Source organism: Nocardia sp. NPDC049737, from assembly GCF_040674755.1.
In the GTDB taxonomy this organism is placed as follows: domain Bacteria; phylum Actinomycetota; class Actinomycetes; order Mycobacteriales; family Mycobacteriaceae; genus Nocardia.
On record NZ_JBFANH010000038.1, the window covers coordinates 1 to 24,281 of the forward strand.

Genomic DNA, 24,281 nt, shown 5'->3' on the forward strand with positions numbered 1-24,281 from the left:
AGACGGGCCGCGAACGGGTTGCTCGTAAGACTCGCTTCGTCGTGGTTGCGTCGGCGAGGGGAGCTCGCGTCTGCGGCGCATGCGCTTCGACGGCTCGGACGCGAGACACCAGGGGGCCGCGAACACGCAGCGCCGAAGGCGCTGCCATTAAACACAGTTCCAGCGGGCGAGGGTTTCGGTCTTGTACTCATCGAAATAGCCGCCCTCGATGCTCTCGCGAATCCGGTCGACGAGCCGAATCGTGAAGCGCTCGTTGTGAATTGTGCACAGCGTGGAGGCGAGCATCTCCTTGGCCTTGAACAGGTGGTGGATATAGGCCCGGGTGTAGTTCGCGCAGGTGTAGCAGTCGCAGGTGTCGTCGATCGGGGTGAAGTCGCGACGGAATCGGGCGGTATTGATATTGAATCTGCCCTCGGCGACATAGATCGCCGCATTGCGCGCGACCCGGGATGGGTTCACACAGTCGAAGGTGTCCGCGCCGTTCTCCACCGCGACGAAGATGTCCTCCGGTTCGCTGATGCCGAGCATATGCCGCGGCTTGTCCTCGGGCAGTTCATCGCAGCACCAGCCGACAATGGTGCCGAGATTGTGCTTCTCCAGCGCACCGCCGATGCCGTAGCCGTCGAAACCCGTTCCGGCACTGCCGCGCAGCGATTCCAGTTCCCGGCAGGCCTTGCGGCGCAGGTCTTCGTATTGCGCGCCCTGGATCACCGCGAACAGCGCCTGATATGGGCGATGTGTGCGCGCGGCGGTCAGTCGTTCGTGCTCGTCGATGCAGCGCTGCGCCCATTCGTGTGTTCGCTGCAGCGACTTCTCCTGGTAGGCACGGGTATTCAGCAGGGTGGTCAGCTCGTCGAAGGCGAACATGATGTCCGCGCCGAGCTGATGCTGGATGCCCATCGAAACCTCGGGTGTGAAGCGGTGTTTCGAACCGTCGAGGTGTGAGCGGAAGGTGACGCCGTCATCGTCGACGGTGGCCAGGCGCTCCTTGCCCGCGGCGATCACGTCATCGCTTCGGACGTCGACCGCCTCCATGGCCAGTACCTTCTTGAAGCCGACACCCAGTGACATCACTTGGAACCCGCCGCTATCGGTGAAGGTCGGGCCGGGCCAGTTCATGAATTTGTGCAGCCCACCCGCCTCGTCCACGATGTCCGGTCCGGGCTGCAGGTACAGGTGGTAGGCATTCGCCAGCAGCGCCTGCGCACCGAGTTCCCGCATGGTCTCCGGCAGCACCGCCTTCACTGTCGCCTTGGTGCCGACCGGAATGAATGCGGGCGTCGCGATATCACCGTGCGGTGTACTGATCACGCCCGATCGTCCGTGCCGCCCAGCCAAGCGGGCGCCGACGGTGAACGAGAAGGATTCGGGCTCAGACACCCCGCCATCTTCCCAGCCCGACATCCGCGGCAACGTCGGCCCCCGGTTTGACCAAGCCGCACTGACGGCAGTCGAATGGTTGCTCGGAAGCAGTTCGGGAGCGACCTTTCGACTACCCTCGGCGGCCTTACTTGCCTAGGCGTCGGCGGCCGCGGCGGCGAACTGGGCGTTGTAGAGGCGGTAGTAGGCGCCACGTTCTTCTAGGAGACGCTCGTGGGTGCCGTGTTCGACGATGCGGCCCGCTTCCATGACGACGATCAGGTCGGCGTCGCGGATGGTGGACAGGCGATGGGCGATGACGAAGCTGGTGCGGTCGCGGCGCAGGGCCGCGGTCGCGTGCTGGACCAGCGCCTCGGTGCGGGTGTCGACCGAACTGGTCGCCTCGTCCAGGACCAGGATGGACGGTTTGGCCAGGAAGGCACGGGCAATGGTGATCAGCTGCTTCTCACCGGCGCTGACGCCCGCACCCTCCTCATCGATGACCGTGTCGTAACCGTGCGGCAGCGCGTGTACGAAGCGGTCGACATAGGCTGCGCGGGCGGCCTCGAGGATATCCGTCTCGCTCGCATTCGGATTGCCGTAGGCGATGTTCTCCCGAATGGTGCCCTTGAACAGCCATGTGTCCTGCAGCACCATGCCGATCCTGGAGCGCAGGTGATCGCGGGTGATCTCGGTGATATCGACGCCGTCGATGGTGATGGTGCCCGCATCGAGTTCGTAGAACCGCAGCAGCAGATTCACCAGGGTGGTCTTGCCCGCACCGGTCGGGCCGACGATGGCGACTACATGTCCCGGCTCGGCTACCAGCGACAGCCGTTCGATGACCGGCGTCTCGGGTTCGTAGCGGAACGACACCGCCTCGAACTCGACCCGGCCGCGATCGACCGGCCGGGTGTTCTCCATGACCGGATCCGGCGACTGCTCCTCGGCATCGAGGATTTCGAAGATCCGCTCGGCCGATGCGACACCGGATTGCAGCAGGTTGGCCATCGCACCGATCTGGGTCAGCGGCTGGCTGAACTGCCGGGAGTACTGGATGAAGGCCTGCACCTCACCGAGCGACAGATTGCCGGTCGCTACCCGCAGGCCGCCGACCAGCGCCACCAATACGAAGTTCACATTCCCGAGGAACATGATCGAGGGCATGATCAGCCCGGAGATGAACTGCGCCTTGAAACTCGACTCGTAGAGATCGTTATTGCGCTTATCGAATTCCTGTCCGACTTCGCGGCTGCGCCCGAATGCGGTGACCACCTCATGCCCGGTGAAGGCCTCCTCGACCTGGGCGTTCACCATGCCGGTGTACTTCCACTGATTCACGAAGTGCGGTTTGGAGCGTTTGGCGATCTGCGTGGTGACCACGATCGCGGCGGGCACGGTGAGCAGGGCGATCAACGCGAGCAGCGGCGAAATCCAGAACATCATGATCAGGATGCCGATCACCGAGAACAGCGAAAGGATCAACTGGCTCATGGTTTGCTGCAGGGTCTGCGACACATTGTCGACGTCATTGGTGACCCGGCTGAGCAGGTCGCCGCGCGGTGTGGAATCGAAGTAGCGCAATGGAAGTCGATGGATCTTGTCCTCGACATCGCTGCGCAGCCGTTTCACCGTGCGGTTGATGACGATATTGAGCAGGTAGGACTGCAGCCAGCTGAAGACCGCGGCGCCGATGTAGAGCAGCAGCACCAGCATCAGCACCCGGCCGACCGCGCCGAAATCCACACCGACGCCCGGGGTGACATCCATCGCGCCGAGCATGTCGGCGAGGGTGTTGTTGCCCGAGGCCCGCAGGCGCTGGATCGCCTCTTCTTTGGTGATGCCACTGGGCAATTGGCGACCGACCACACCGTCGAAGACCACATTGGTGGCCTTGCCGAGGATGTAGGGGCCCAGCGTATTCAGCACTACCGAGATGATCGCGAGCGCGACGATCGCGCCGACATAGACGCGCTCGGGCACCAGCCTGCGCAACAGCCGCTGCAGCGATGGACCGAACGATTTCGCCTTCGCATCCGGCGCACCGGGATTCACCGCTCCGGGTCTCATCGGATCTCCTCTCGCCGGGTCCGATGCCCGTCACCGGTGGGATCGGGCGGCGCTCCGTTGCGTTTGGCGAGCACGACGGTCTCATCGGCGCCGAGCTGCGAGGCGACGATCTCCTGGTATTCCGCGCAATCACGCATCAACTGCTCATGGGTGCCGATCCCGGCCATGACGCCGTCCTCGAGCACCACGATCTGATCGGCATCGCGGATGGTGGTAACCCGTTGCGCCACAATGATTACCGAGGCGTCTCTGGTCTCCGGCCGCAATGCTTCGCGCAGTCGGGCATCGGTGGCGACATCCAGTGCGGAGAACGAATCGTCGAACAGGTAGACCCGCGGCTTCTTCACCAGCGCCCGCGCGATCGCCAACCGCTGACGCTGCCCACCCGAGACGGTGGTGCCGCCCTGCGCGACCGGCGTCGCCAAACCCTGCGGCATATCGCGCACGAAGTCGGCGGCCTGCGCGATCTCCAGACATCGCCACAGTTCCTCGTCGGTGGCGTCCGGATTGCCGTAGCGCAGATTGCTTGCGATGGTGCCGGAGAATAGATATGCCTTCTGCGGCACCAGTCCGATCTGTTCGCGCAGCACTTCGAGGTCGATATGACGGACATCGGTGCCGCCGATGTAGACCGCGCCATCGGTCACATCGATGAGCCTGGGAATCAGATTGAGCAGTGTCGTCTTGCCCGCACCGGTGGAGCCGACGATGGCCGTTGTCGTTCCCGGCTCGACCTGGAACCGGATCGCCGAGAGCACCGGTTTCTCCGCGCCGGGAAAGGCGAATTCGGCGAATTGCAGATCTACCTGCGCCGGGTCACCTTTGAACGGCTGCGGCAGCCGCGGCGGCAGCACCGAGGTCTCGGTCTCGAGCACCTCCCCGATCCGGTCGGCCGAGACGGCCGCGCGCGGCGCCATCATGGCCAGGAAGGAGGCCATCATGACGGCCATCAGGATCTGCATGATGTAGGACAGCATCGCGGTGAGCGAGCCGATCTGCATTTTGTCTTCGTTGATCAGATGTCCGCCGAACCAGATCACCGCGACGGCGGTGATATTGCTGATCAGCATCACCAGCGGAAACATCAGCGCCATCAGCCGTCCGACCCGCAGCGAGGATTCGGTGAGTTCGGTATTGGCCACCCCGAAGCGCCAGGTCTCCTGCCGTTCGCGCACGAACGCGCGCACCACGCGGATACCGGTGATCTGCTCGCGCAGTACCCGATTGACCTCGTCGATGCGGTGCTGCATATCACGGAAGCCGGGCACCATCTTCGCCACGATGACGCCCATCGAAATGGCAAGTGCGGGCACCGCGATGAGCAACAGCCAGGACAGCCCGAGATCCTCGCGCAGCGCCATGAAGATGCCGCCGATGCACATGATCGGCGCCATCACCAGAATGGTCGCCGACATCACGATCAGCAGCTGAACCTGCTGAATATCGTTGGTATTGCGGGTGATAAGCGAGGGCGCGCCGAAGATGCCGACCTCGCGCGCGGAGAAGGTGCCGACCCGATGCAGCACCGCGCCGCGCAGATCCCGCCCCGCACCCATCGCGGCCTGCGCACCGAGATAGACCGAGCAGGCCGATGCGATGATCTGGACACCGGTGACCGCGAGCATCCACAGACCGGTGGTCCAGATGTAGCCGATATCACCCTTGGTGACACCGTTATCGATCAGGTCGGCGTTCAAGGTCGGCAGGTACAGCATCGCGATGACCGAGATGAGTTGTAGGCCGACGACGCCCGCCAATTGGGCCCGGTAGGGGGCCAGATGAGTGCGAAGCAGTCTGATCAGCATGATGAAAAGGAGGCTACCGTCATTCCGTGTGGTCCGTCGCGAACATTCCTGACCAGCAGCGATGTTCGCGCGCGAGGCTTTCGGCCCGCATGATTCGATCCGAATTATCGCCGCGCCCAGGCAACGGGATCCTCGGTGAGCGTGCCGATGAATCCGGGCAGCCGATCCTGCGCGATGTCGTCGATGGAGACGTTCTCCAGTACCGCACGGATATTCACCCGCAGCGCGATCCATACCCGCTGCAACGGTTCGGCCGCACCCGGATAGCGCACATCCTCGGGACGCTCACCGCGCACCGAGGCCAGCGGGCCCTCGATCGCGCGGATCACATCGGCAATGGAGATCTGCGCGGCCGGGCGGGCCAGCCAATAGCCGCCGTCCGGGCCGCGCCTACTGGTCACCAGATCAGCTCTGCGCAATTCAGCGAGCACCGTCTCGAGCACCTTGGGCGGGATATGCTGCGCGGTCGAAATCGCCTCGGCCTTCACCACCGGCGCGACCTGCACGGCGACCCGATCCGAAGCACGGTGGGTCTGCGGTGCGCGGGCGATCTCCAATAGGGTCCGCACCGCGTAATCGACCCTCGCGGTGATGTGCACGGCGGCTACTCCCTGGCCTCTTCGGTGTTCGAACGAATCTACGCGGTATGGCAGCCGGTAAGAACACAAGTGGCCGCGTCCAGCAATGTGCGTTCCACCACGGAATCCTCCACGCCGGGCACGAGTTCGGTGGACAGCAGCGCAACCCCGAGCACTTCCAGTGCCGCACTGGCCCGCAGTTTGGTCACATCGTCGGCACCGGGTCCGGCAAGCCAGTCACGCAGCACCCGAGTCGAATCCATCATGTCCGGATACCGGTCGGCCATGACATTGATGATGGCGACGGTATCGCGCACACACAGCGCACCCGCGTCGCGATGGCGGATCATGCCGCGCAAATAGGCGCGCAAAACGGCTCGCACGCCCTCCTCGTCGTGCGGGACCGCATCGATATCCTCGATCACCGAGCGCATGTGATCCACGATCGGATCGACGATCGCCAGTAACAGATCTAACTTCGAGGCGTAGTGATAGTAGAGCGAAGCCTTTGTGATTCCTACCGCATCCGCGACCTCGCGCAGGCTCGTCTGCTCGAATCCCTTGGCTCCGAACAGCTTTACCGCGGCGTCGCGAATTGCCATTTTTGTGCCGCCACCTGCGACAACAGCGTCGCGTGCGTCACGAACGGTCATGGGATGATCCTCTCATCACTTATGCGCTGAGCTAACGTTGCCACCAGAATTGAGGTTGTACCTCCGCTTAGCCCCTGGGTAGTCTACCTACCGCACGGTAGGCAGAAAGCGTCAATTGGAGGCGGGGGTCGGCAGGGCAATCCCCGCGAGTGCTGTCTACGCGCCACGAACCAGCACGTAACCAGCCATCGCCATCGCTAGGAGAACCCTTCGTGTCCGTTTATCTGTATAGATGGGGAAAGTTCGCTTTCCGCAGGAAATGGATAGTGCTTCCGGTCTGGATCGTCCTGTTCCTACTGCTCGGCGGCCTCGGCGCGCAGCTCAAGGAGCCGATGACCAATGACTTCAGCATGCCGGCGCTGCCGTCCGCCCGTGCCAACGACATTCTCGACAAGCACTTTCCCGGCGCCTCCGACGCCTTCAAATTCGACGCCGTCACCGGCACCTATGTCATTGCCGCACCCGACGGTCAGAAGCTGACCGATCCGGCGAACCGGGCGGCGCTGGAGGCCTTCATCGCCAAACTCGGCACGCTCGACATCGTCGACCACAGCAAGCCGGTGATGAATCCGGTCGAGGCCGCCGAGAAGTCGGGCTGCATCACCGACCCGGATCCGTCCAAGTGCAGTGGCACACCACTGAACGTGCTCAGCAAGACCGATCCCGATTCGGTCGCCTTCTTCAGCGTCCCGTTCACCATCAAGAAGTTCACCGACGTCACCGACGCGCAGCGCGAGGCCGCCTACAACGTCGCCAGCGATGCCCGCAATGCCGGGCTGCAGGTGGAGATGAGCGGCTCGATCGCGCAGAAGAACGAGGGCCCCAGCGGTAAGTCCGAGCAGATCGGCATGGGCATCGCGCTGGTCGTCATGATCATCGCCTTCGGCGCCATCGTCGCCGCCTTCGTGCCGATCATCACCGCGATCGTCGGTCTCGGCGCGGCCACCTCGCTGATCTTCCTCGGTACCTCGATCATCGAGGTGCCCAGCTTCACCACGTTCCTCGCGTCCATGATCGGCATCGCCCTGTCGATCGACTACGCGCTATTCATTGTGTCGCGCTACAAACACGAACTGGCAGTGCAGGATTCACCGGAGGAAGCGGCCGGTACCGCACTCGGTACGGCGGGTTCGGCGGTGGTGTTCGCCGGTCTGACCGTCATCATCGCGCTCGGCGGACTCAGCATCGTCGGCGTGCAGTTCATGACGTTCATGGGTCTGGGTGGTGCGATCGCCGCGGCGTTCGCGGTGCTAACAGCCATCACGCTGATGCCAGCGCTGCTCGGTGCGTTCGGCCGGTTCCTGTTCAAGCCGAAGCTGCCGATCGTGGCCCAGCATGATCCCGAGGACGACAAGTCGGTCACCAATGGCATGCGTGTCGGCCGTCTGATCGGCAAGGCGCCCGCGGTCGCACTGCTGCTCAGCGTGGTCGTGCTCGGCTTGCTCGCCGCACCCGCCGCCGGTCTGAACCTCGGCTTGCCCGGCGATGACAGCCAGCCCAAGACCTCCACCATCCGCAAGGCCTACGAACTGCGCACCGAGGGCTTCGGTGAGGGCAGCAACGGCGTGCTGAATGTCGCGGTCGACCTCACCAATGTGCCCGCCGACCGGCGCGAGGCCGCGGTAACCGCCCTGCGATCCAAGCTCGCGTCCTACTCGGGCATGGATTACGTGACCGAGCCCAAGTGGAGTGGTGAGGACAAGGCGGGCGCGCTGCTCGACGGCGTGCCGAAGTCGGGTCCGAACAACCAGGCCACCAAGGATCTGGTCAGTGATGCCCGCGATGCCGAGGCGCAGATGCAGTCCGAGTACGGCATCGAATACGGCATCACCGGCACCACGGCGATCTTCGCCGATGTCGACCATGTGCTGCTGAGCAAGATCGTGCCGTATCTGGCGATCGTGGCCGGTGCCGCATTCCTGCTGCTGATCCTGGTATTCCGCTCGATCCTGGTACCGCTGACCGCGGCGCTCGGCTTCCTGCTCTCCATGGCGGCCACTTTCGGTGCGACGGTGCTGGTCTTCCAGGAGGGCAAGCTCGGGCTGATCGAGGATCCGCATCCGCTGGTCAGCTTCCTGCCGATCATGCTGATCGGCCTGGTGTTCGGCCTGGCCATGGATTACCAGGTGTTCCTGGTGACCCGGATGCGCGAGGAGTTCGTCAACGGCAAGTCGCCGAAGGACGCGATGGTCGCCGGTTATCACCACGGCGCCCGGGTCGTCACCTCGGCCGCGATCATCATGATCGCCGTATTCGGTTCCTTCTTGCTGGAAACCGATATCACCGCGAAATCCATGGGCTTCGCGCTGGCGGCGGGCGTATTGATCGACGCGTTCATCGTCCGGATGGTCGTGATCCCATCGCTGCTGGTGCTGATGGGCAAGTGGTCCTGGTGGATTCCGAAGTGGCTGGATCGGATCCTGCCGGATATCGACGTCGAGGGCGCGAAGCTGCGTGAGCTGCAGCAGCGGTCCGCGGAGACGGTCAAGGTGCCGGTCGGCGTGAGCTGATCGGAGCTGCTGGCTCGGCCCCGCACCCGAATTCGGATTCGGGTGCGGGGCCGAGTGCGTTTCGGGGGGCAACTGCGTTTTCGTGACGGTCGCGTGCCGAAGGCCGGGCCGAACGATCAGTCGACCCGAGCATCTGGTCCGTGACGCGCGCAATGCCGAGGCGCAGTTTGAATTCCGCATACGGGATGGGATACGGAATCACTGGCACCGCAGCGATTTCGAATTCGGAATGCTCCCACTGAATTTCGCCGATTATCGCTCGAATTCCACTGGGAGACAGGGGATTATAGACTGGGCTGCGGGAGGTTACATTCCTCGACTTTCGGGTTCACACCCATGTAGTTGAGCGGACCGGCCAGCGCCGTCACGGCAATGGTGCCGAACCCAGCACAGTTGATCGGGGCGCTGTCGAAGTAGTGGCGCTGACCCGCGGCGAGAATGCCGACGGCCAGCCAGATCAGCAGAAGCATGCCTAACAGTCGCGCACCAGCGGAAGGCGCTGGTCTGGGGTGGGTCACACGCTCGCGCATCGTCATCGCTTCCTTTCGCACTCGCGTACCAACTCGGATACCCGCACGCGAGACGATCACTCTCCGGCCGGATGAGCACTTGTGTCGACCACCACAGATCGGGCATCGATCGGCGAGGTAAGCACCGTTTTCGAGAAACCGACCGGTCCATTGTCTTTGCTTAGGGCACCTAGCTTCGGGCTGTGCAGGTTCAGCCACGTACGGCTCGCGCGGTGCCCCCGCCCACCCTTATCCTCGCCGCTATGGTCAGCAATCCAACTGGTTGCGGGCCAGGCCGAGTACCTGTTCGAGATCATCGGCGCCAGCACGAAGCCCGGCACTGTTCGATCCCCTGGTGCTCGCGGCGCTCGCCGGTGCTCTAGTCGCTGGTGCCGCACGCCAGCGAGCTCGAAGCGGCCGCCAGATTTCAGCGGCCACCTTCGGTGTGTGATGAGTCTGGAACCGGCGGCCGCAGGGGACTGCTTTTGCTCGGCGAAGATCTCGCGCTCGTTCAGTGCGTCGGTATCGGCCTCGTCATCATCGCCTCAGTGGGCGCGTCCGGCAGCGGCTCGACGAAAGCTACTGAACCACAGCGGGTTCTGGAGCCGGTGCCGATCTAAGGACTCGGTTGCGGGACATTGCAGTCGGCGATCTTCGGGTTCACGCCCATATAGTTGAGCGGGCCCGCGAGGACGGTCAGGGCGATCGTGCCGAAGCCCGCACAGTTGATCGGACCGCTGTCGAAATAGTGCCGCTGCCCCGACGCGACAACGCCGATAACCAGCCAGATCACGATCAGCACACTGCCAAGTTTCATTTCGCCCATATTCTCTCCCGCGAATCGCGCGCACGGGTTTCAGCGAATTATCGCATCGTGCCGCGGGCGGGCGGGCGCGCCCGACCGCACGGCATGTCGCCGCCCGGCAGAGCACGCCCTGAACCCCGAGGGTGGCCGAACCCTCGAAGCCCAGCCCTCAGGCGTTACTGACTGGGTTGGGGCACATTGCAATCGGCGACCTTCGGATTCACGCCCATGTAGTTGAGCGGACCGGCGATCACCGTCACCGCAATCGTGCCGAATCCGGCGCAATTGACCGGACCACTGTCGAAATAGTGCCGCTGCCCCGCGGCGACGACGCCGATCACCAACCAGATCAGCACCAGCACACTGCCGAATCGAAAATAGGGCTCTCTCATCAAACTCTCGCGAATCATTCATGCGCGGCTGGACTGCACCGCATCGTCGCAGCGCACCCTCCCCACGCTTACCTAATCGCCGTATACCCGCCCGCCGCCCACTTACCCAGGAACTCCGCAACCGGTGGATTCGTTGGTGCGACATGGCGGATTTGCTGGGCTGGTCCATCCCCGGGTGGGTCCTACTCCTGCTGGCCGTAGCCCTCTACGAAGCCCTGACCCGTAAACGCCGCAAACGCCGCACCCCCGTCTCCGGCACCTTCACCGACGAGTTCACCGCCATGTTCTACGCAACCAAGCGCATGGAACTGGACCACCGGGATTCGGTGTCAATGCTGCGCGACGAAGAAGCGCAAGGCGCACCGCCTGGGTTCGGCGTCGACCTGGATCGACAGACCGCCTTCCTGCGGCGGCAGGATCCACCCGCATCGTGAATCGGTGCGGACCGAAATCGGTTGCGCGATCAGTGAGTATCTCTCTGGAGGCAGGCGGATTACCATCGAAGTATGGGTGGTATGAGGATCCAAATTGCCGTCCGACGTCCAGAAGTGGTCACGTTCATCGATGCGCACAGCGACAATCGGACCGCGAGCGTCGTTGAGGCGCTCGAGCGCGCACAACGCCGCCGATTGCCCGAAGCCGAAGCGATCACCATCGGTGTGCGCCAGGCTTTCCCGGGCGCGGACTAGAAGCAACCGATCCACGGGACCCGGCCGAAAGCTGCGCCGGGCCCACGCGAAAACTTGTGCGCCACCGCTGCTGTCACCAAGGCCATCGCAAGATCTGTCACGAACAGCCCCCTTTCGTAGTCGCCGTCGCCACAGGCGAACTCGACACATCGAAGAGATAGCTGCGCGACTGGCGAAGCCCGGTAGTCACCGGCATGACGACGGGCGAGCCGGACCCGGTCATTGCCGGGTAGCCGGGAATTGAACCCGCGACTTTCGGCTTCCAGATCGAAAGCCGCCGAAATGCCTCCAGAATCGGCGAGCCGTACACCCCCGCCAATAGAAAAGGGCCTCGACCTGAGGAATCAGGTCGAGGCCCGCAGCGGTGGCGGAGGGATTTGAACCCTCGGAGGGGGGTTACCCCTCACACGCTTTCGAGGCGTGCTCCTTAGGCCGCTCGGACACGCCACCGCCGACAACCATACCGGACGGGGGTCGGATCGCTAAATCGGCTGTGGAGGAGGTGGGAGGGGTCAACGTTGGGGGCGGAAGAAAGCGTCGAGGAGGGCTGCGCATTCGGCTTCGAGGATGCCACCGCGGACTTGTGGGCGGTGATTGAGACGGCGGTCACGGACTACGTCCCAAAGGGAGCCGACGGCACCGGTTTTCGGTTCCCAGGCGCCGAAGACCAGGCGACCGACCCGAGCGAGCACCAGGGCGCCCGCGCACATGGTGCACGGCTCCAGGGTTACCGCGAGTGTGCAGTGTTCCAGCCGCCAACCGTCGCGGAGGACCGCGGCCGCGCGGCGCAGGGCGAGGATCTCGGCGTGCGCGGTCGGGTCGCCGAGGGCCTCCCTGGCATTGGCCGCGCGCGCGAGTTCACGCCCGTCGGCATCGAAGACGACGGCACCGACCGGCACGTCGCGATCGCCCGCATCGGCTGCGGCGGCGATCGCGGCCCGGACCATATCGGTGTCGTCGGTGAGCAAGCCCACGTCAGCGGGGCAGCTTGTCCAGCACCGCCGTGAGTTCGTTGGCGAAGCCGAGCCGCTGGGCGATCATGCCGAGCTGTTCATCCGGATAGAGATCGGTCTCGGCGAGGATCACGCTGAGCACAGGTTCCGGCAGGCCGAGGTCGGCGAGAACGCCGAGGTCGCCCTCCTCCCATGGCTCGATATCGTCGAGTTCGTCCGGATCAATGTCCGGAATTTCGATATTGAGGGCCTCGAGGACGTCGGCGGCGATGTCGTAGTCGATCGCGGCCGTCGCATCCGAAACCAGCATCCGGGTGCCGCTCGGCGCGGGCCGGAGCACGATGAAGAACTCGTCATCGATATCCAGCAATCCGAATACCGCGCCGGAACTGCGCAATGCCTTGAGTTCTGTTTCCGCTGCGGACAAATCGGTGAGCGCCGCCTGACTCAGCGGACTGCACCGCCATTTTCCTTCTTCGCGGACAACCGCCACTGCGAACCCTTCCACGTCGTCGTAATCATCCGACGCAGCCTTGTTCGTGCCCGAGCGCTGTGCTGCCATGGGCGCAACGGTAGTCGGCTCGAGCCGAAATGTTGAAGTCGTATGCGAATCTGTTCCAATGACTCCTGACCAGAAAGCACCGGTGTGTGTCCTCGGGGCAGGCTTGATCGGCGGTTCGCTGCTACGCGCCGCCGTCGGCGCGGGGTATGACGCGTGGGGTTACAACAGGTCAGAGCCGGGTGCGCAGGCCGCGCGGGCGGATGGATTCGATGTCACGGGGGATCTGCTCGGTGTGCTGACCCGGGCCGCCGATAGCGATGCGCTGATCGTGGTCGCGGTGCCGATGCCCGCGGTGGACCACATCCTCGCCGAAGTAGCGACCTTCGCGCCGCGCTGCTCGCTCACCGATGTGGTGAGCGTCAAGGCACCGGTGGCCGAGGCGGTACGGCGGCACGGACTCGCGGCTCGCTATGTCGGCGGGCATCCGATGGCCGGTACCTCCGAATCCGGTTGGGCGGCCACCGATCCCGGCCTATTCCGTGATGCGGTGTGGGCGGTCGGCGTCGATGAGGGCACCCGTCCCGAACCCTGGCTTCGGGTGGTGCGGCTGGCGCTGGCCTGCGGTGCGGTGGTCACCCCGGTGATCGCGGACGAGCACGACCGGGCGGTGGCCCGGATCTCCCATCTGCCGCATGTCTTGGCCGAGGCGCTGGCGGTGGCCGGTGCGGCGGGCGGCGACCTGGCGCTCGGCCTGGCCGCGGGTTCGTTCCGCGACGGCACCCGAGTCGCCGCCACCGCCCCCGACCTGGTCCGTGCCATCTGCGAACCGAACACGATGGCCCTGCTGGACGTACTCGAGGAGACGCTCACCGTGCTGAGCGCCGCCCGCGATAGTCTCCGCGACGAAGGCACCCTGGTCGACCTCGTCGAAGCCGGGCACGACGGCCGCGAACGCTACGAAACCACGCAGCGCTGGGAGATCACCGATATCCGCCCCGGCGACCACAACTGGCTCGAGGCACTGCGCGAGGCTGGCCAGCGCGGTGGGGTGATCACCAAGCTGGGCTGATCGCAGCGCGAGGGGCCGAACACCGATGAGACAGCCTCATCGCCGCGCTCGCGAGCGCGGCGCTGGGAATCGCTGCCTGCCCCCGACCAGAGCGTTTGCGGCAGGCAAGCCGACGGCGCCAGGTGCCGACGAAGCTGGGGTGACCCGCGCGCACCACAGCCCGGTGAATTCATGTGCAGCGCGTGGAAATGTGCGCGGCGCCACATGGCAATCCGCCTGGTGAATCCATGCGCGGGCACGTGAAGGTGCACGGCGCGGTCAAATGCGCTCGGCGAGACCCGAGGAGGAAGCCGTCGCCGTCCACGGTGACGCTGTGCGCGGCACCACAGCCGCAATTTCGCCTGGCGAATCCACGCGCGGGCACGGTGCGCGGCGCGGTCAGATGCGCTCGGCGAGACCTGGGTAGTCGAGGAGGAAACCGTCGCCGTCGACGGTGACGGTGGCGCTGGAGACCGGGGACAGCACGCTGATGCCGGTGGCGCCGCTGCTGTAGGTGAGGCTGGCTTCCTGGACCAGGAGGTCGGGGATGCGGACGTAGACGACCGGGACCTGGATGTTCTCGACGGCGTTCTGCAAGCCGAAGCGGCGGATGGGCAGGGTGTTGAAGAACGGGCTGAGCACGACGTCGACATCCAGGGCACCCGCGAAGGTGGAGCGGACGTGCCCGCCACCGGCGTCGACGAGCCAGTAGTTCTCCTCGTCCCTGGCGATCGAGGCCTGGCGTTCCCCGGCGGCGGTGGTGCTGCGCAGGGATAGCCGCTTGGTGACCCCGTTCTCGTCGGTGACCAAGTCATAGGACGCACTGAACGCGGGATGGTCCGCGCATGCGCCGCCGATCATGCGACCGGCGGCGCGGATGCGGTTGCCGTTGAGCGTCACGCGGACGGACTCCATCCGCGACGCGTTGTGCGCGCGCCACGTGAGGATCGCCGGCCACCGCGATGTCGCCGGTTGGCTGTCGGGGCCGAGGTCTGGATTCGTCACGTATCTACCGTAAGCGACGCACGCACCGGCATCACACCAGCGACTCACGCCAGGCCGCGTGCAGGCTGGCGAACCGGCCGGTGCCGGCGATGAGCTCGCTCGGCGTGCCATCCTCGACGATCCGGCCCGATTCCAGCACCAGCACGCGGTCTGCGATGGCGACCGTGGAGAGCCGATGCGCGATGATCACGGCCGTGCGATCGCGCAGCACCGTTTCCAGCGCCCGCTGGATCAGCCGTTCGCTCGGAATGTCCAGGCTCGAGGTGGCCTCGTCCAGCACGATCACCGCGGGCTCCGCGAGGAACACCCGAGCGAACGCGACCAGCTGACGCTGCCCCGCCGACAATCGCCCACCGCGTTTGCGCACGTCGGTGTCGAAGCCATCCGGCAGTTGGGTCACGAAGTCGTACAGCCCGACCGCACGCGCCGCCGCGAACACCTCCGCATCACTGGCCTGCGGCCGACCGAGCCGAATATTGTCGGCCACCGATCCGGAGAACAGATACGACTCCTGGGTGACCATCACGACATTGCGCCGCAGATCCGCATCCGACAACCGCCGCAGGTCGATACCGTCCAAGGTCACCGTGCCGCCCGACGGGTCATAGAACCGCGTCAGCAACTTGGCCAACGTCGACTTGCCCGCACCCGTCGCACCGACGAGCGCGATCACCTGCCCGGCCGGAATCTCCAATGAGAACTCCGGTAACACCGGACGCGCTCGCCCGCGCTGCTCGGTTGGCGGCGTAAGCGCAGTGTCCGACGACTCGGAAGGCGCCGGGGCTGGAGATCCATAGCCGAACCACACTCGGTCCATTCGCACCGCACCGGTCGCCTTCGCCAACGCAATCGGCTCCTGCGGCTCGCGCACCGAGGGCTCCTCCTCGAGCACACCGGAGATCTTCTCCAGAGCCGCCGCGGCGGACTGGTAGGCGTTGAATACCTGGGCGAGTTCATCGAGGGGACCGTAGAACTCGTTGAGGTACAACAGGTATGCCGCGAGAACACCTACGGCGAGGTTGCCTTCGATCACCTGCCGGGCGCCGACCACGATGACGATCACGGTGGTCAGATTGCCGAGCAGCTTGGTGAGACCGGCGTAGTCGCCCATACCGCGCATCGCGGCGGTGGTCGCCTGCAGATATTCGGCGTCCTCGGCGGCCAGCACCGCTTCGTTGCGCGCCTCGCGACGGAACGTCTGCACCGCGCGTATACCACCCATCGACTCCACGAACTGCACGACAACTTTCGCGATGGCACTGCGGGTGCGCCGGTAACCCGTCCGCTGCCTGCGCTGCGCCCAGCGAGTGACCAGCGCCAATGGCACGAATCCGAGCAACACGATCGCGGCGAGGGTCTGATCGAGGTAGATCAGCAGGACCGCGATCGTCAGCACCGAAAGGATCGCGCTCAACGCTTGATTCAGGGCACTCTCCAGCAACTGCTGCAGCGTCTCGATATCACCGGTCAGTCGCGCGACGACCTTGCCGGAGGTGTACTGCTCGTGGAAGGCCACGCTGAGCCGCTGCATATGCGCGAACAGCCGGACCCGCAGATCGAAAAGCACACTCTGGCTGAGCCTTCCCGAGATCCGCAGGAAGACGAAGGTGGTGCAGACACCGACCCCGACGGCACCCAGGTAACCCGCGACGGTGCGCGCCAAGGGCGCCCAATTCCCCGCGACGCCCTCGGCAATACCAGTGTCGAGTCCGTGCGCGACGAACAGCGGCGCCGACACCATCGCGGCGTTGTCGAGCACGATCAGCAGCAGGGCGAAGACCGCGAGCTTGCGATAGGGCCGTGCCAGGCTCAGCAGCAAGCGCCGAGATCGACCGGCCAGCACCAGATTTCCGGTCTCGGTTACCGTCTTGTCCTCATTGGCGATGCCACGCCAGTCTGCGACCTCGTCGCGGTCGGTCGAATCGTCTGCGGAGACGGTAGTTTTGGTTGCGGTCATGATTCACCTCCCATCAGTTCGCGATAGCGACCGCTGGTTTTGAGTAGTTGATCGTGCGCGCCCTCCGCGACGATCCGGCCATCGGCAAGCAGGGCCACCCGGTCGGCCATTGCTGCGGTCGAAGGTCGGTGCGCCACAAGCAGTGTGGTCGCACCGGCGAGTACAGTGCGTAGCCGTTCCTGTACGCGCTCCTCGGTCTCCACATCGAGTGCGGACAGCGGATCGTCGAGCACCATGATTCGAGTCCGCTCCCCTGCACTCGCGCGCGCGAGCACCGCGCGGGCCAAGGCGAGCCGCTGGCGCTGACCACCGGACAGGCTCAGCCCCTGCTCGCCGATTCGGGTATCGAGTCCCCACGGCAGATCGTTCACGAAATCGGTGGCCTGCGCGACATCCAGCGCGCGCCGCACATCGTCATCGGTGGCCTCGGGATCGCCGAGCGCGACGTTCTCCCGCACACTCGCCGAGAACAGCACCGGTTCCTCGAACGACACCGAGACCAGCGAACGCAGATCGGACACCCGCATCGATGCGATATCGATGCCGTCGATGGTGATGGCGCCGTCGGTCACGTCGTAGAGCCGCGGAATCAGGTTGAGCAGTGCCGTCTTTCCACTGCCGGTCGCACCGACCAACGCGACCGTCTCACCGGGACGCACCTTCAGCGAAATATCGTGCAGTACTTCGTCATTCGCGTCCGGAAAGGCGAAACGCACACCGTGCATCGTCAGTTCGCCGACGATCCGCTCCGGCAGTGCCACCGGATTCGCGGGATCGGTGATTTCGACCGGGGTGTCGATGATCTCCCAGAATCGGTCCGCCGCCGTACGCGCATCGTTCCACTCGGCGAGCAGGAACCCGGTCCAGATGATCGGCCACTGCAGGAAGGTCGCCAATGTGATGCTCGCGACCAAGGTGCCGAGCGTCATCATCTCGTGTGCGACGGCGTAACCGCCGTAGCCGAGCGCGAAGGCAATGGCCAGCTGCGGCAGACACACCATCGCCGACCAGAGTGTGGCGTCCAACCGCACCTTGAGCAGTTCGGTCTGCTGCAATTCCCGCGCCTGCGCGGTGAACCGCCCGCCGAAGAACGCACCGCGACCAAATGCCTTCAGCACCCGGATGCCCTGTGCGGACTCCTCGGCGGTGGTGGCCAGATCACCGGCCTGATCTTGCGAGCGCCGCGAGGCAACGCCGTAGCGCCGCTCGAACCGCAGGCACACATAGGACAGCGGGATCGCGATGACCGCGAAGGTCAGCCCGATCTGCCAGCTCAGCGCGAACAGCACCACCAGACCGATCGGGATCACGATGAAGTGGATGATCAGGAACGGCCCCGCGAATGCGACGAACCGCTTCATGGTGCCCATATCGTCGACCGCGCGCGAGAGCAACTGACCGGACTCCCAGGCATCGTGCCGTCCGATCGAGAGCGTCTGCAGCTTGCGGAAGATCTTGGCGCGCATATCGATCTCGAACTGGGCGGCGGGCTTCGCGATCAGCCACCGCCGCCCCCATACGCCGCACGCCTCCAGCAGACCGAGCGCCAGCACCAGCAGCACCGGAAGTACGACGCCGCCGAAATCGCGCCGCTGGATCGGGCCGTCGATTATTCGCGCGATGACCAGCGGAAGCACGATGGCCGTCAGGGTGGCGAGCACCGCAAGCGTGGTGGCGCCGAGCAGCGTGAACCGATGCGGCCGCAGATACGGCCAGAATCGACGTAACGAATACAGGCGGCCCGGCACCGCAGCGGCGGGCCGCTCCGGTCTGTCGACCTCCGTGTCGGCCAATGGCGAATCGAGCGTGACGGACAAAGCTCCCCCTCGTGATCGTCTTGGATTGGCTGTGTCGCGAACGGAACCCCGGTGATGTTCGCATCGGGGTCCGACATTTCAGCGTGGCATCAGTCCAGGGATCGGCCAACCGATTTTCCGCCACGTCCACAGCCAACAACCTCGAGTCACCTCGAGGTCAAGAACCCCCGCACTACCCCCGAACGCACCGCACACGACATCGGCGCCCACATGCACGGGCGCCGATGGCCGTTACTTCGATTGTACCGTCGAATAATCCGAGCTCAGACGGTCGAATCCTGCTGGTCCACCGGCACGTCCGGGAAGTCGTGCTGCTGATAACCGCCGCGCAATGTGCCCTCCAAATACGCCGCGCGACAGGCCCGTCGGGCGATCTTGCCGCTGGACGTGCGCGGAATCGAACCGGCCGGAACCAGCAGCAGATCACGCACCGTGACCCCGTGACGCTGTGCGATCGCGCCGCGCACGGTATCGGCGATCGGCCCCGGATCAAGCTTCGCCGCACCGTTGCCGCGCTCGGCCACGATGACCAACTGCTCGGAGGTGTCATCGGCATCGAAGGCGAGTCCGGAATGGCTGCCCTGTTCGAATACCAGTGCGGGTAATTGATTCGCGGGCACCGAGAATGCCGCGATGAATCCGGGCCGCAGTGCGGTGCTGGATTCCTGCGCCGAGAATTCCAGATCCTGCGGATAGTGGTTTCGTCCGTCGACGATCACCAGATCCTTCACCCGACCGGTGATATACAATTCGCCGTCCAGGTAGACACCGAAATCGCCGGTGCGCATCCACTTCGCGTCCGGATCGGTGCCCTGTGCGTGGCTGCCCTCCGGTAGTCGCCGCGCCAAGGTGTTGTGGAAGGTCGCGGCGGTTTCATCCGGCCGACCCCAGTACCCGATGCCCATATTGTCGCCGTGTAGCCAGATTTCGCCGACCTCACCGTTACCGCGTTCGATGCCGGTTTCCGGATCGACGATCACCGCCCACTGCGATAGCGCCACATAGCCGCAGGACACCTGCGCGATCGAATTCGGCGTGCCCTTCGGCACTTCCACCATCCGACCCGCATTGAGCTCATTGCGATCGACGTAGACGACCTTCGCCTCGTCCTCGGCCCTGGTCGCGGAAACGAACAGCGTCGCCTCGGCCATGCCGTAGCAGGGCTTGAGTGCGGTCTTGGGCAGACCGTACGGCGCGAACGCTTCATTGAATTTCTGCATCGACGACACCGAAACCGGCTCGCTGCCGTTGATCAACCCGATTACTTTCGAAAGATCCAGTTCCTCAGCGGCTTTCGGCTTACCGCGCGCGGCCGCATGTTCGTATGCGAAATTCGGTGCGGCCGCGAAGGTTCCGGCGCCGTCGGAGGCTGCCGCCAGTTCCTTGATCCAGCGATACGGCCGCCGCACGAAAGCGCTCGGCGACATGATCGTGATGAATCCGCCGCCGATGGTCGGCAGGATCACAGACAGCAGACCCATATCGTGGAATAGCGGCAGCCAGGTTACGCCGCGCGAATTCTCCTGCACCCCAATGGCATCGATCATCTGCAGCAGATTGGTGCCGACCGCCCGGTGGGTGATCTCGACACCGGCCGGGGTTCTGGTGGAACCCGAGGTGTACTGCAGATAGGCAACGCTGTCGATATTGATTTCCGGTCGCACCCAGGTCGAGCCGACACTGTCCGGAATCGCGTCCACCGCGATAATGCGCGGACGCTGCGCTGCCGGGAGGTGCCGGAAAAAGTTCCGCACACCCGCCGCGGCCGAGCCGACGGTGAGAATCGCCGATGGTTTGCAGTCATTGAGCACCGCGTGCAGGCGATCGGTGTGGCCCTGCTCTTCCGGATCGAACAGCGGCACCGCGATACTGCCCGCGTAAACCGCCGCGAAGATCGAGACGACATAGTCCAAACCCTGTGGGGCCAGGATCGCCACCCGATCACCCGGCTGAGTCACCTGCTGCAGCCGGGCCGCGACGGCGCGCAGCCGTACGCCGAATTCGCGCCAGGTCAATTCGATGTACTCGCCGTCGCGCTCGCGCGAGTAGTCGATGTAGCGGTAGGCGAGCTCGTCGCCGTTCTCCGCGCTGTGCTTGTCGACGAAGTCGATCAGGGTCTTATTCTCACGGATTTTGATATTGCCCTGGTCGTCCAAATAGTCGTCGAATGTCTCGTCGATCATCGCCTTATCCTTTTGCCAACGCAGGCACTCAGGCCGTGCGATTACACCGAACACAGGTCGATAACGAAGCGTCGGGAAGGCTAGCAGGTGCGCCTTCCCGACTTACTCAGTACCGCCCGAAGGCGATCGCGACGTTGTGCCCGCCGAAACCGAACGAGTTGTTCACGGCGTAGTCGATTCGTCCGGGACGGGCCTGTCCCTTGACCACATCGAGCTCGATTTCCGGATCCTGATTGTCCAGATTCAACGTCGGCGGAACGATTTCGTCACGCACCGAGAGCACCGTCAGCACCGATTCGAGCGCGCCGACCGCGCCGATCGAATGGCCAAGTGCGGATTTCGGCGCATAAACCGAAACATGGTTGCCCACAGCGGCATTGATGGCCTGCGCCTCGGCGGTATCGCCGATCGGGGTCGCGGTCGCGTGCGCATTGACGTGGCCTACATCGTTTTTGGTGATACCGGCCTTCTGCATCGCCCTGGTCATCGCGCGCGCGGCGCCCTTGCCATCGAGATCGGGTGCGACCAAATGGAAGGCGTCGGAAGTGATCCCGGCACCCATCAGCCGCGCGTGAATCGTCGCGCCGCGCGCCTTGGCGTGCTCCTCGGTTTCGATGACCATCATCGCGCCCGCCTCACCGAAGACGAATCCGTCGCGATCCTTGTCGAACGGTCGCGAGGCAGCCCTCGGGTCCTCGTTGCGGGTACTCATGGCGCGCATCATGGTGAATGCCGCGATCGGCACGGCCTGGATGGACCCCTCGACACCGCCGGCGACCACCATGTCGGCATCGCCCATCACGATCATCTGCCAGGCGTTCGCGATCGCTTCCGAACCCGACGAACAGGCCGAGACCGGCGTCACCACACCCGCTTTCGCGCCCAGTTCCAGGCCGACGCAGGCGGCCGAGCCATTGGGCATGATGCGCTGCACGGTCAGCGGCGACACCTTGCGGTAGCCGCCGTTCTGCAGCCGGTCGCGGGCGGCCGTGATGTATTCGCCGCCGCCGAGACCGGTGCCGATGGCGACGGCGAGGCGGTTCTTGTCCACCTCCGGACTGCCCGCATTGCGCCACACCTCACGGGCCAACACCACGGCCATCTGCTCCACATACGACAGGTGTCGGGTCTCCTGCCTGGTGAGGCAATCCGACGGCTTGACCTTCAGATGTCCGCCGATGCGCACGGGTAGCTCGAACTGCTCTACGAAACTGTCCTCCAGGACATCGATGCCGCTCTCACCGTTGAGCAGGCCCTTCCAGGTCGAGTCGATATCACCGGCGATCGAAGTGGTCGCCGCCAGACTGGTCACGACAACGTTGGGATAGTTCCCGTTCTTGGTGGACGGAATCTGCATTTCGCTCACTTTCCTGGCATCACTCTTGGGGTAAACCGGGAACTGCGCGTGGAAGGTCATCGAACGACCGAGCAAACCGTGATTCGACCGTGAGCATTGTCGCGCATCCGGCCGGATCAGGTGCTCGACACACTACCGTGGCCGTCGCTGGTCGTCGCATCTACTGCTCGAGTAACCTGCTGAGCGGATACGCAGTGCTGGTGAGGTCCGAGCGATCCGCGAGCAACCGCGAGAAGGGATGACTGTGACGGGCGGGCGGATGGTCGGGCTGTTCGCCGGTATCGGCGGGCTGGAGCTCGGCCTTGGCGACCACGGCTGGCACACCGAGCTGCTGTGCGAGATCGATCCCGGTGCGCAGGCGGTGCTCGCCGCGCGCTTTCCCGGAGTTCCGTTGCAGGCCGACATCACTCGGCTGCGTGCCCTACCCGCCGGTACCGAGCTGGTCGCCGCCGGATTTCCCTGCCAGGACCTGTCGCAGGCCGGACGCACCGCGGGCATCACCGGTAAGCGCTCAGGTCTTGTGGACGAGGTGTTCCGGCTGGTGCGCCGTCAGCGTGGGCCGCGCTGGCTGCTGATCGAGAATGTGCCGTTCATGCTGCAGCTGGGCCGCGGGGCGGCCATGCGACACATCACGAACGCGCTGGAGGAGCTCGGCTACACCTGGGCATACCGGGTGGTGGATGCGCGCGCGTTCGGGCTGCCACAACGCCGTCAGCGGGTGCTGATGCTGGCCTCGCGCACCGAGGATCCGCGCCGGGTGCTGTTCGCCGACGATGCCGGACAGCTCGATCTCGGTGACCCGGAACAGGATCCGTGCGGCTTCTACTGGACCGAGGGTGTGCGGGGGCTCGGCTGGGCGGTGAATGCGATCCCGACGCTCAAAGGCGGTTCGGCGCTGGGCATCGCGAGTCCGCCCGCGGTTCGGTTGCCATCGGGCGAGATCGTGACGCCGGGCATCATCGACGGTGAGCGGCTGCAGGGCTTCGACGCCGACTGGACCGAACCGGCGACCACGGTGCCCGGAATTCGGCACGGGCACCGGTGGAAGCTGATCGGGAATGCGGTGAGTGTGCGGATGGCCTCCTGGGTCGGCGCCCGGCTGGCCGAACCGCTGGACCCGATTCCGGGTGATGAGCCGTTGCCGGCGGGACGGCCGTGGCCGGTTGCCGCGTGGGGTCGCGCGGGCAGCGCCTATCGGGTGCCGGTTTCGACTTGGCCGGTGCACGAGCCATACGAGGACTTGCACCATTTCCTCACCGATTCGCGGCTGCTCTCGGCGCGGGCGACTGCCGGGTTCCTACGCCGCACCGGAATGGGCAATCTACGGTTCCCGCCCGGATTTCTGGCCGATGTGGAGAGTCATCTCGACCGGATGGGCGGCTGGGCGGCATGAGGTTACCGACGTCATGAACCCGGCTCGGCGTCCGCTCACCGATGCCGCAACCAGTGCGCGGATGGCCCGCCAGCGGCGCAGCGGTACCCGGCCCGAACTCGCGCTGCGCCGGGAATTACATCGGCGCGGATTGCGCTATTTCGTCGATCGTGCGCCCGTACGCGGGCAGCGTCGGCGGGCGGATCTGGTGTTTCCCCGGCTGCGCGTTGCGGTGTATGTGGACGGATGTTTCTGGCACCGGTGCCCGCAGCACGCGACCGATCCGAAGAACAACGCACAGTGGTGGGCAGACAAATTGACTGGAAATGTGGCCCGTGACCGGGCCACCGATGCGGCGATGGCGGCCGCGGGCTGGCTGGTGATCCGAGTGTGGGAACACGAGGACGCCACTGTGGCGGCCGACCGGATCCAGGCCGTATTGGCCGCGCGGCGCTAGCTGACCCTTTCGAGCGACCTGCAAGCAGTCGCTAGCGGCGCTCTCGCACCCGAACCAGCGTGCGAGGCGCGTGTGCGGCCAGATAGCCCGACACCGCCATTACCGTCAGCACCAGCATTCCGGCGATGGCCGTTGTGATTCCGATCATGGGGACCTCCTCAGTTCTACCAACCATCGCCGACGGACCTGACAGAAGCCTGTGTTCGAGTTGGTAATGAGGTGTGTGGAAGACCTGTCGGTGCGGACACCCGCACCTACTG

Annotated in this window: 20 protein-coding genes, 2 tRNA genes and 1 pseudogene; 6 read left to right on the forward strand and 17 right to left on the reverse strand. The window is 64.9% G+C overall.

What is annotated here, in order from left to right:
- Nucleotides 1-147: 147 nt before the first annotated feature.
- From tgt to AB0J47_RS36095, 5 genes and pseudogenes are all read right to left on the reverse strand, one after another.
- Nucleotides 148-1,380: a tRNA guanosine(34) transglycosylase Tgt gene (tgt, locus tag AB0J47_RS36075; protein WP_364356925.1), complete on the reverse strand. Its 1,233-nt coding sequence runs from the start codon at nt 1,378-1,380 to the stop codon at nt 148-150.
- A 135-nt stretch (nt 1,381-1,515) separates the two neighbouring features.
- Complete coding sequence (locus tag AB0J47_RS36080) at nt 1,516-3,429, reverse strand: ABC transporter ATP-binding protein (RefSeq protein ID WP_364356928.1); 1,914 nt, start codon at nt 3,427-3,429, stop codon at nt 1,516-1,518.
- Between the two features lie 92 nt (nt 3,430-3,521).
- Nucleotides 3,522-5,234: pseudogene (locus AB0J47_RS36085) on the reverse strand (ABC transporter ATP-binding protein); the annotation flags it as partial.
- 104 nt (nt 5,235-5,338) lie between these two features.
- Nucleotides 5,339-5,833 carry an Rrf2 family transcriptional regulator gene (locus tag AB0J47_RS36090; protein WP_364356931.1) on the reverse strand — a complete coding sequence of 165 codons (495 nt, stop codon included), beginning with the start codon at nt 5,831-5,833 and terminating at the stop codon, nt 5,339-5,341.
- Between the two features lie 38 nt (nt 5,834-5,871).
- Nucleotides 5,872-6,465 carry a TetR/AcrR family transcriptional regulator gene (locus AB0J47_RS36095; protein WP_364356934.1) on the reverse strand — a complete coding sequence of 198 codons (594 nt, stop codon included), beginning with the start codon at nt 6,463-6,465 and terminating at the stop codon, nt 5,872-5,874.
- A 212-nt stretch (nt 6,466-6,677) separates the two neighbouring features.
- Between AB0J47_RS36095 and AB0J47_RS36100 the strand changes: the two genes are divergently transcribed.
- Nucleotides 6,678-8,975: an MMPL family transporter gene (locus AB0J47_RS36100; protein WP_364356937.1), complete on the forward strand. Its 2,298-nt coding sequence runs from the start codon at nt 6,678-6,680 to the stop codon at nt 8,973-8,975.
- 284 nt (nt 8,976-9,259) lie between these two features.
- Here the strand turns inward: AB0J47_RS36100 and AB0J47_RS36105 are convergent, their stop codons facing one another.
- The 3 genes from AB0J47_RS36105 to AB0J47_RS36115 all read right to left on the reverse strand — a co-directional run bounded on the left by AB0J47_RS36105 (nt 9,260) and on the right by AB0J47_RS36115 (nt 10,681).
- The gene (locus AB0J47_RS36105; RefSeq protein ID WP_364356940.1) at nt 9,260-9,445 is read right to left on the reverse strand and encodes a hypothetical protein; all 186 of its coding nucleotides are present in this window, start codon (nt 9,443-9,445) and stop codon (nt 9,260-9,262) included.
- A 655-nt stretch (nt 9,446-10,100) separates the two neighbouring features.
- Entirely contained in the window at nt 10,101-10,301 is a 201-nt protein-coding gene (locus AB0J47_RS36110) for a hypothetical protein (protein WP_364356943.1), read from the reverse strand.
- Between the two features lie 164 nt (nt 10,302-10,465).
- Entirely contained in the window at nt 10,466-10,681 is a 216-nt protein-coding gene (locus AB0J47_RS36115) for a hypothetical protein (protein WP_364356946.1), read from the reverse strand.
- Between the two features lie 143 nt (nt 10,682-10,824).
- Here AB0J47_RS36115 and AB0J47_RS36120 point away from each other — a divergent pair, with 143 nt between their 5' ends.
- Nucleotides 10,825-11,115 (forward strand): DUF6191 domain-containing protein, encoded by a 291-nt coding sequence (locus AB0J47_RS36120; RefSeq protein WP_364356949.1) that lies wholly within the window; start codon nt 10,825-10,827, stop codon nt 11,113-11,115.
- A gap of 81 nt (nt 11,116-11,196) precedes the next feature.
- Nucleotides 11,197-11,370, forward strand: coding sequence for a hypothetical protein (locus AB0J47_RS36125; RefSeq protein ID WP_364356952.1), 174 nt, complete (start codon nt 11,197-11,199; stop codon nt 11,368-11,370).
- 223 nt (nt 11,371-11,593) lie between these two features.
- Here the strand turns inward: AB0J47_RS36125 and AB0J47_RS36130 are convergent.
- The 4 genes from AB0J47_RS36130 to AB0J47_RS36145 all read right to left on the reverse strand — a co-directional run bounded on the left by AB0J47_RS36130 (nt 11,594) and on the right by AB0J47_RS36145 (nt 12,885).
- A tRNA-OTHER gene (locus AB0J47_RS36130) sits at nt 11,594-11,669 on the reverse strand.
- Between the two features lie 63 nt (nt 11,670-11,732).
- Nucleotides 11,733-11,820, reverse strand: a tRNA-Ser gene (locus AB0J47_RS36135).
- A 62-nt stretch (nt 11,821-11,882) separates the two neighbouring features.
- Complete coding sequence (locus AB0J47_RS36140; RefSeq protein ID WP_364357102.1) at nt 11,883-12,317, reverse strand: nucleoside deaminase; 435 nt, start codon at nt 12,315-12,317, stop codon at nt 11,883-11,885.
- A 28-nt stretch (nt 12,318-12,345) separates the two neighbouring features.
- Complete coding sequence (locus AB0J47_RS36145) at nt 12,346-12,885, reverse strand: tRNA adenosine deaminase-associated protein (RefSeq protein ID WP_364356955.1); 540 nt, start codon at nt 12,883-12,885, stop codon at nt 12,346-12,348.
- Nucleotides 12,886-12,943: 58 nt separating this feature from the next.
- On the opposite strand from AB0J47_RS36145, the gene AB0J47_RS36150 reads away from it, so the two are divergent.
- Nucleotides 12,944-13,894 (forward strand): prephenate dehydrogenase, encoded by a 951-nt coding sequence (locus tag AB0J47_RS36150; protein ID WP_364356958.1) that lies wholly within the window; start codon nt 12,944-12,946, stop codon nt 13,892-13,894.
- A 378-nt stretch (nt 13,895-14,272) separates the two neighbouring features.
- Here the strand turns inward: AB0J47_RS36150 and AB0J47_RS36155 are convergent, their stop codons facing one another.
- The 5 genes from AB0J47_RS36155 to AB0J47_RS36175 all read right to left on the reverse strand — a co-directional run bounded on the left by AB0J47_RS36155 (nt 14,273) and on the right by AB0J47_RS36175 (nt 22,192).
- A complete protein-coding gene (locus AB0J47_RS36155) occupies nt 14,273-14,878 on the reverse strand; it encodes a putative glycolipid-binding domain-containing protein (RefSeq protein WP_364356961.1) in 606 nt (201 codons plus the stop codon).
- Between the two features lie 31 nt (nt 14,879-14,909).
- Entirely contained in the window at nt 14,910-16,835 is a 1,926-nt protein-coding gene (locus tag AB0J47_RS36160) for an ABC transporter ATP-binding protein (protein ID WP_364356963.1), read from the reverse strand.
- Entirely contained in the window at nt 16,832-18,652 is a 1,821-nt protein-coding gene (locus AB0J47_RS36165) for an ABC transporter ATP-binding protein (RefSeq protein ID WP_364356966.1), read from the reverse strand. Before AB0J47_RS36165 ends, AB0J47_RS36160 begins: the two co-directional genes overlap by 4 nt.
- Nucleotides 18,653-18,915: 263 nt before the next feature.
- Complete coding sequence (gene fadD32, locus AB0J47_RS36170; RefSeq protein ID WP_364357105.1) at nt 18,916-20,832, reverse strand: long-chain-fatty-acid--AMP ligase FadD32; 1,917 nt, start codon at nt 20,830-20,832, stop codon at nt 18,916-18,918.
- A gap of 109 nt (nt 20,833-20,941) precedes the next feature.
- Nucleotides 20,942-22,192 (reverse strand): KasA/KasB family beta-ketoacyl-ACP synthase, encoded by a 1,251-nt coding sequence (locus tag AB0J47_RS36175; protein ID WP_364356970.1) that lies wholly within the window; start codon nt 22,190-22,192, stop codon nt 20,942-20,944.
- A 238-nt stretch (nt 22,193-22,430) separates the two neighbouring features.
- On the opposite strand from AB0J47_RS36175, the gene dcm reads away from it, so the two are divergent.
- Both dcm and AB0J47_RS36185 read left to right on the forward strand, forming a co-directional pair.
- Nucleotides 22,431-23,585 carry a DNA (cytosine-5-)-methyltransferase gene (gene dcm, locus AB0J47_RS36180; protein ID WP_364356973.1) on the forward strand — a complete coding sequence of 385 codons (1,155 nt, stop codon included), beginning with the start codon at nt 22,431-22,433 and terminating at the stop codon, nt 23,583-23,585.
- 13 nt (nt 23,586-23,598) lie between these two features.
- Entirely contained in the window at nt 23,599-24,021 is a 423-nt protein-coding gene (locus tag AB0J47_RS36185; protein WP_364356976.1) for a very short patch repair endonuclease, read from the forward strand.
- Nucleotides 24,022-24,281: the final 260 nt, after the last annotated feature.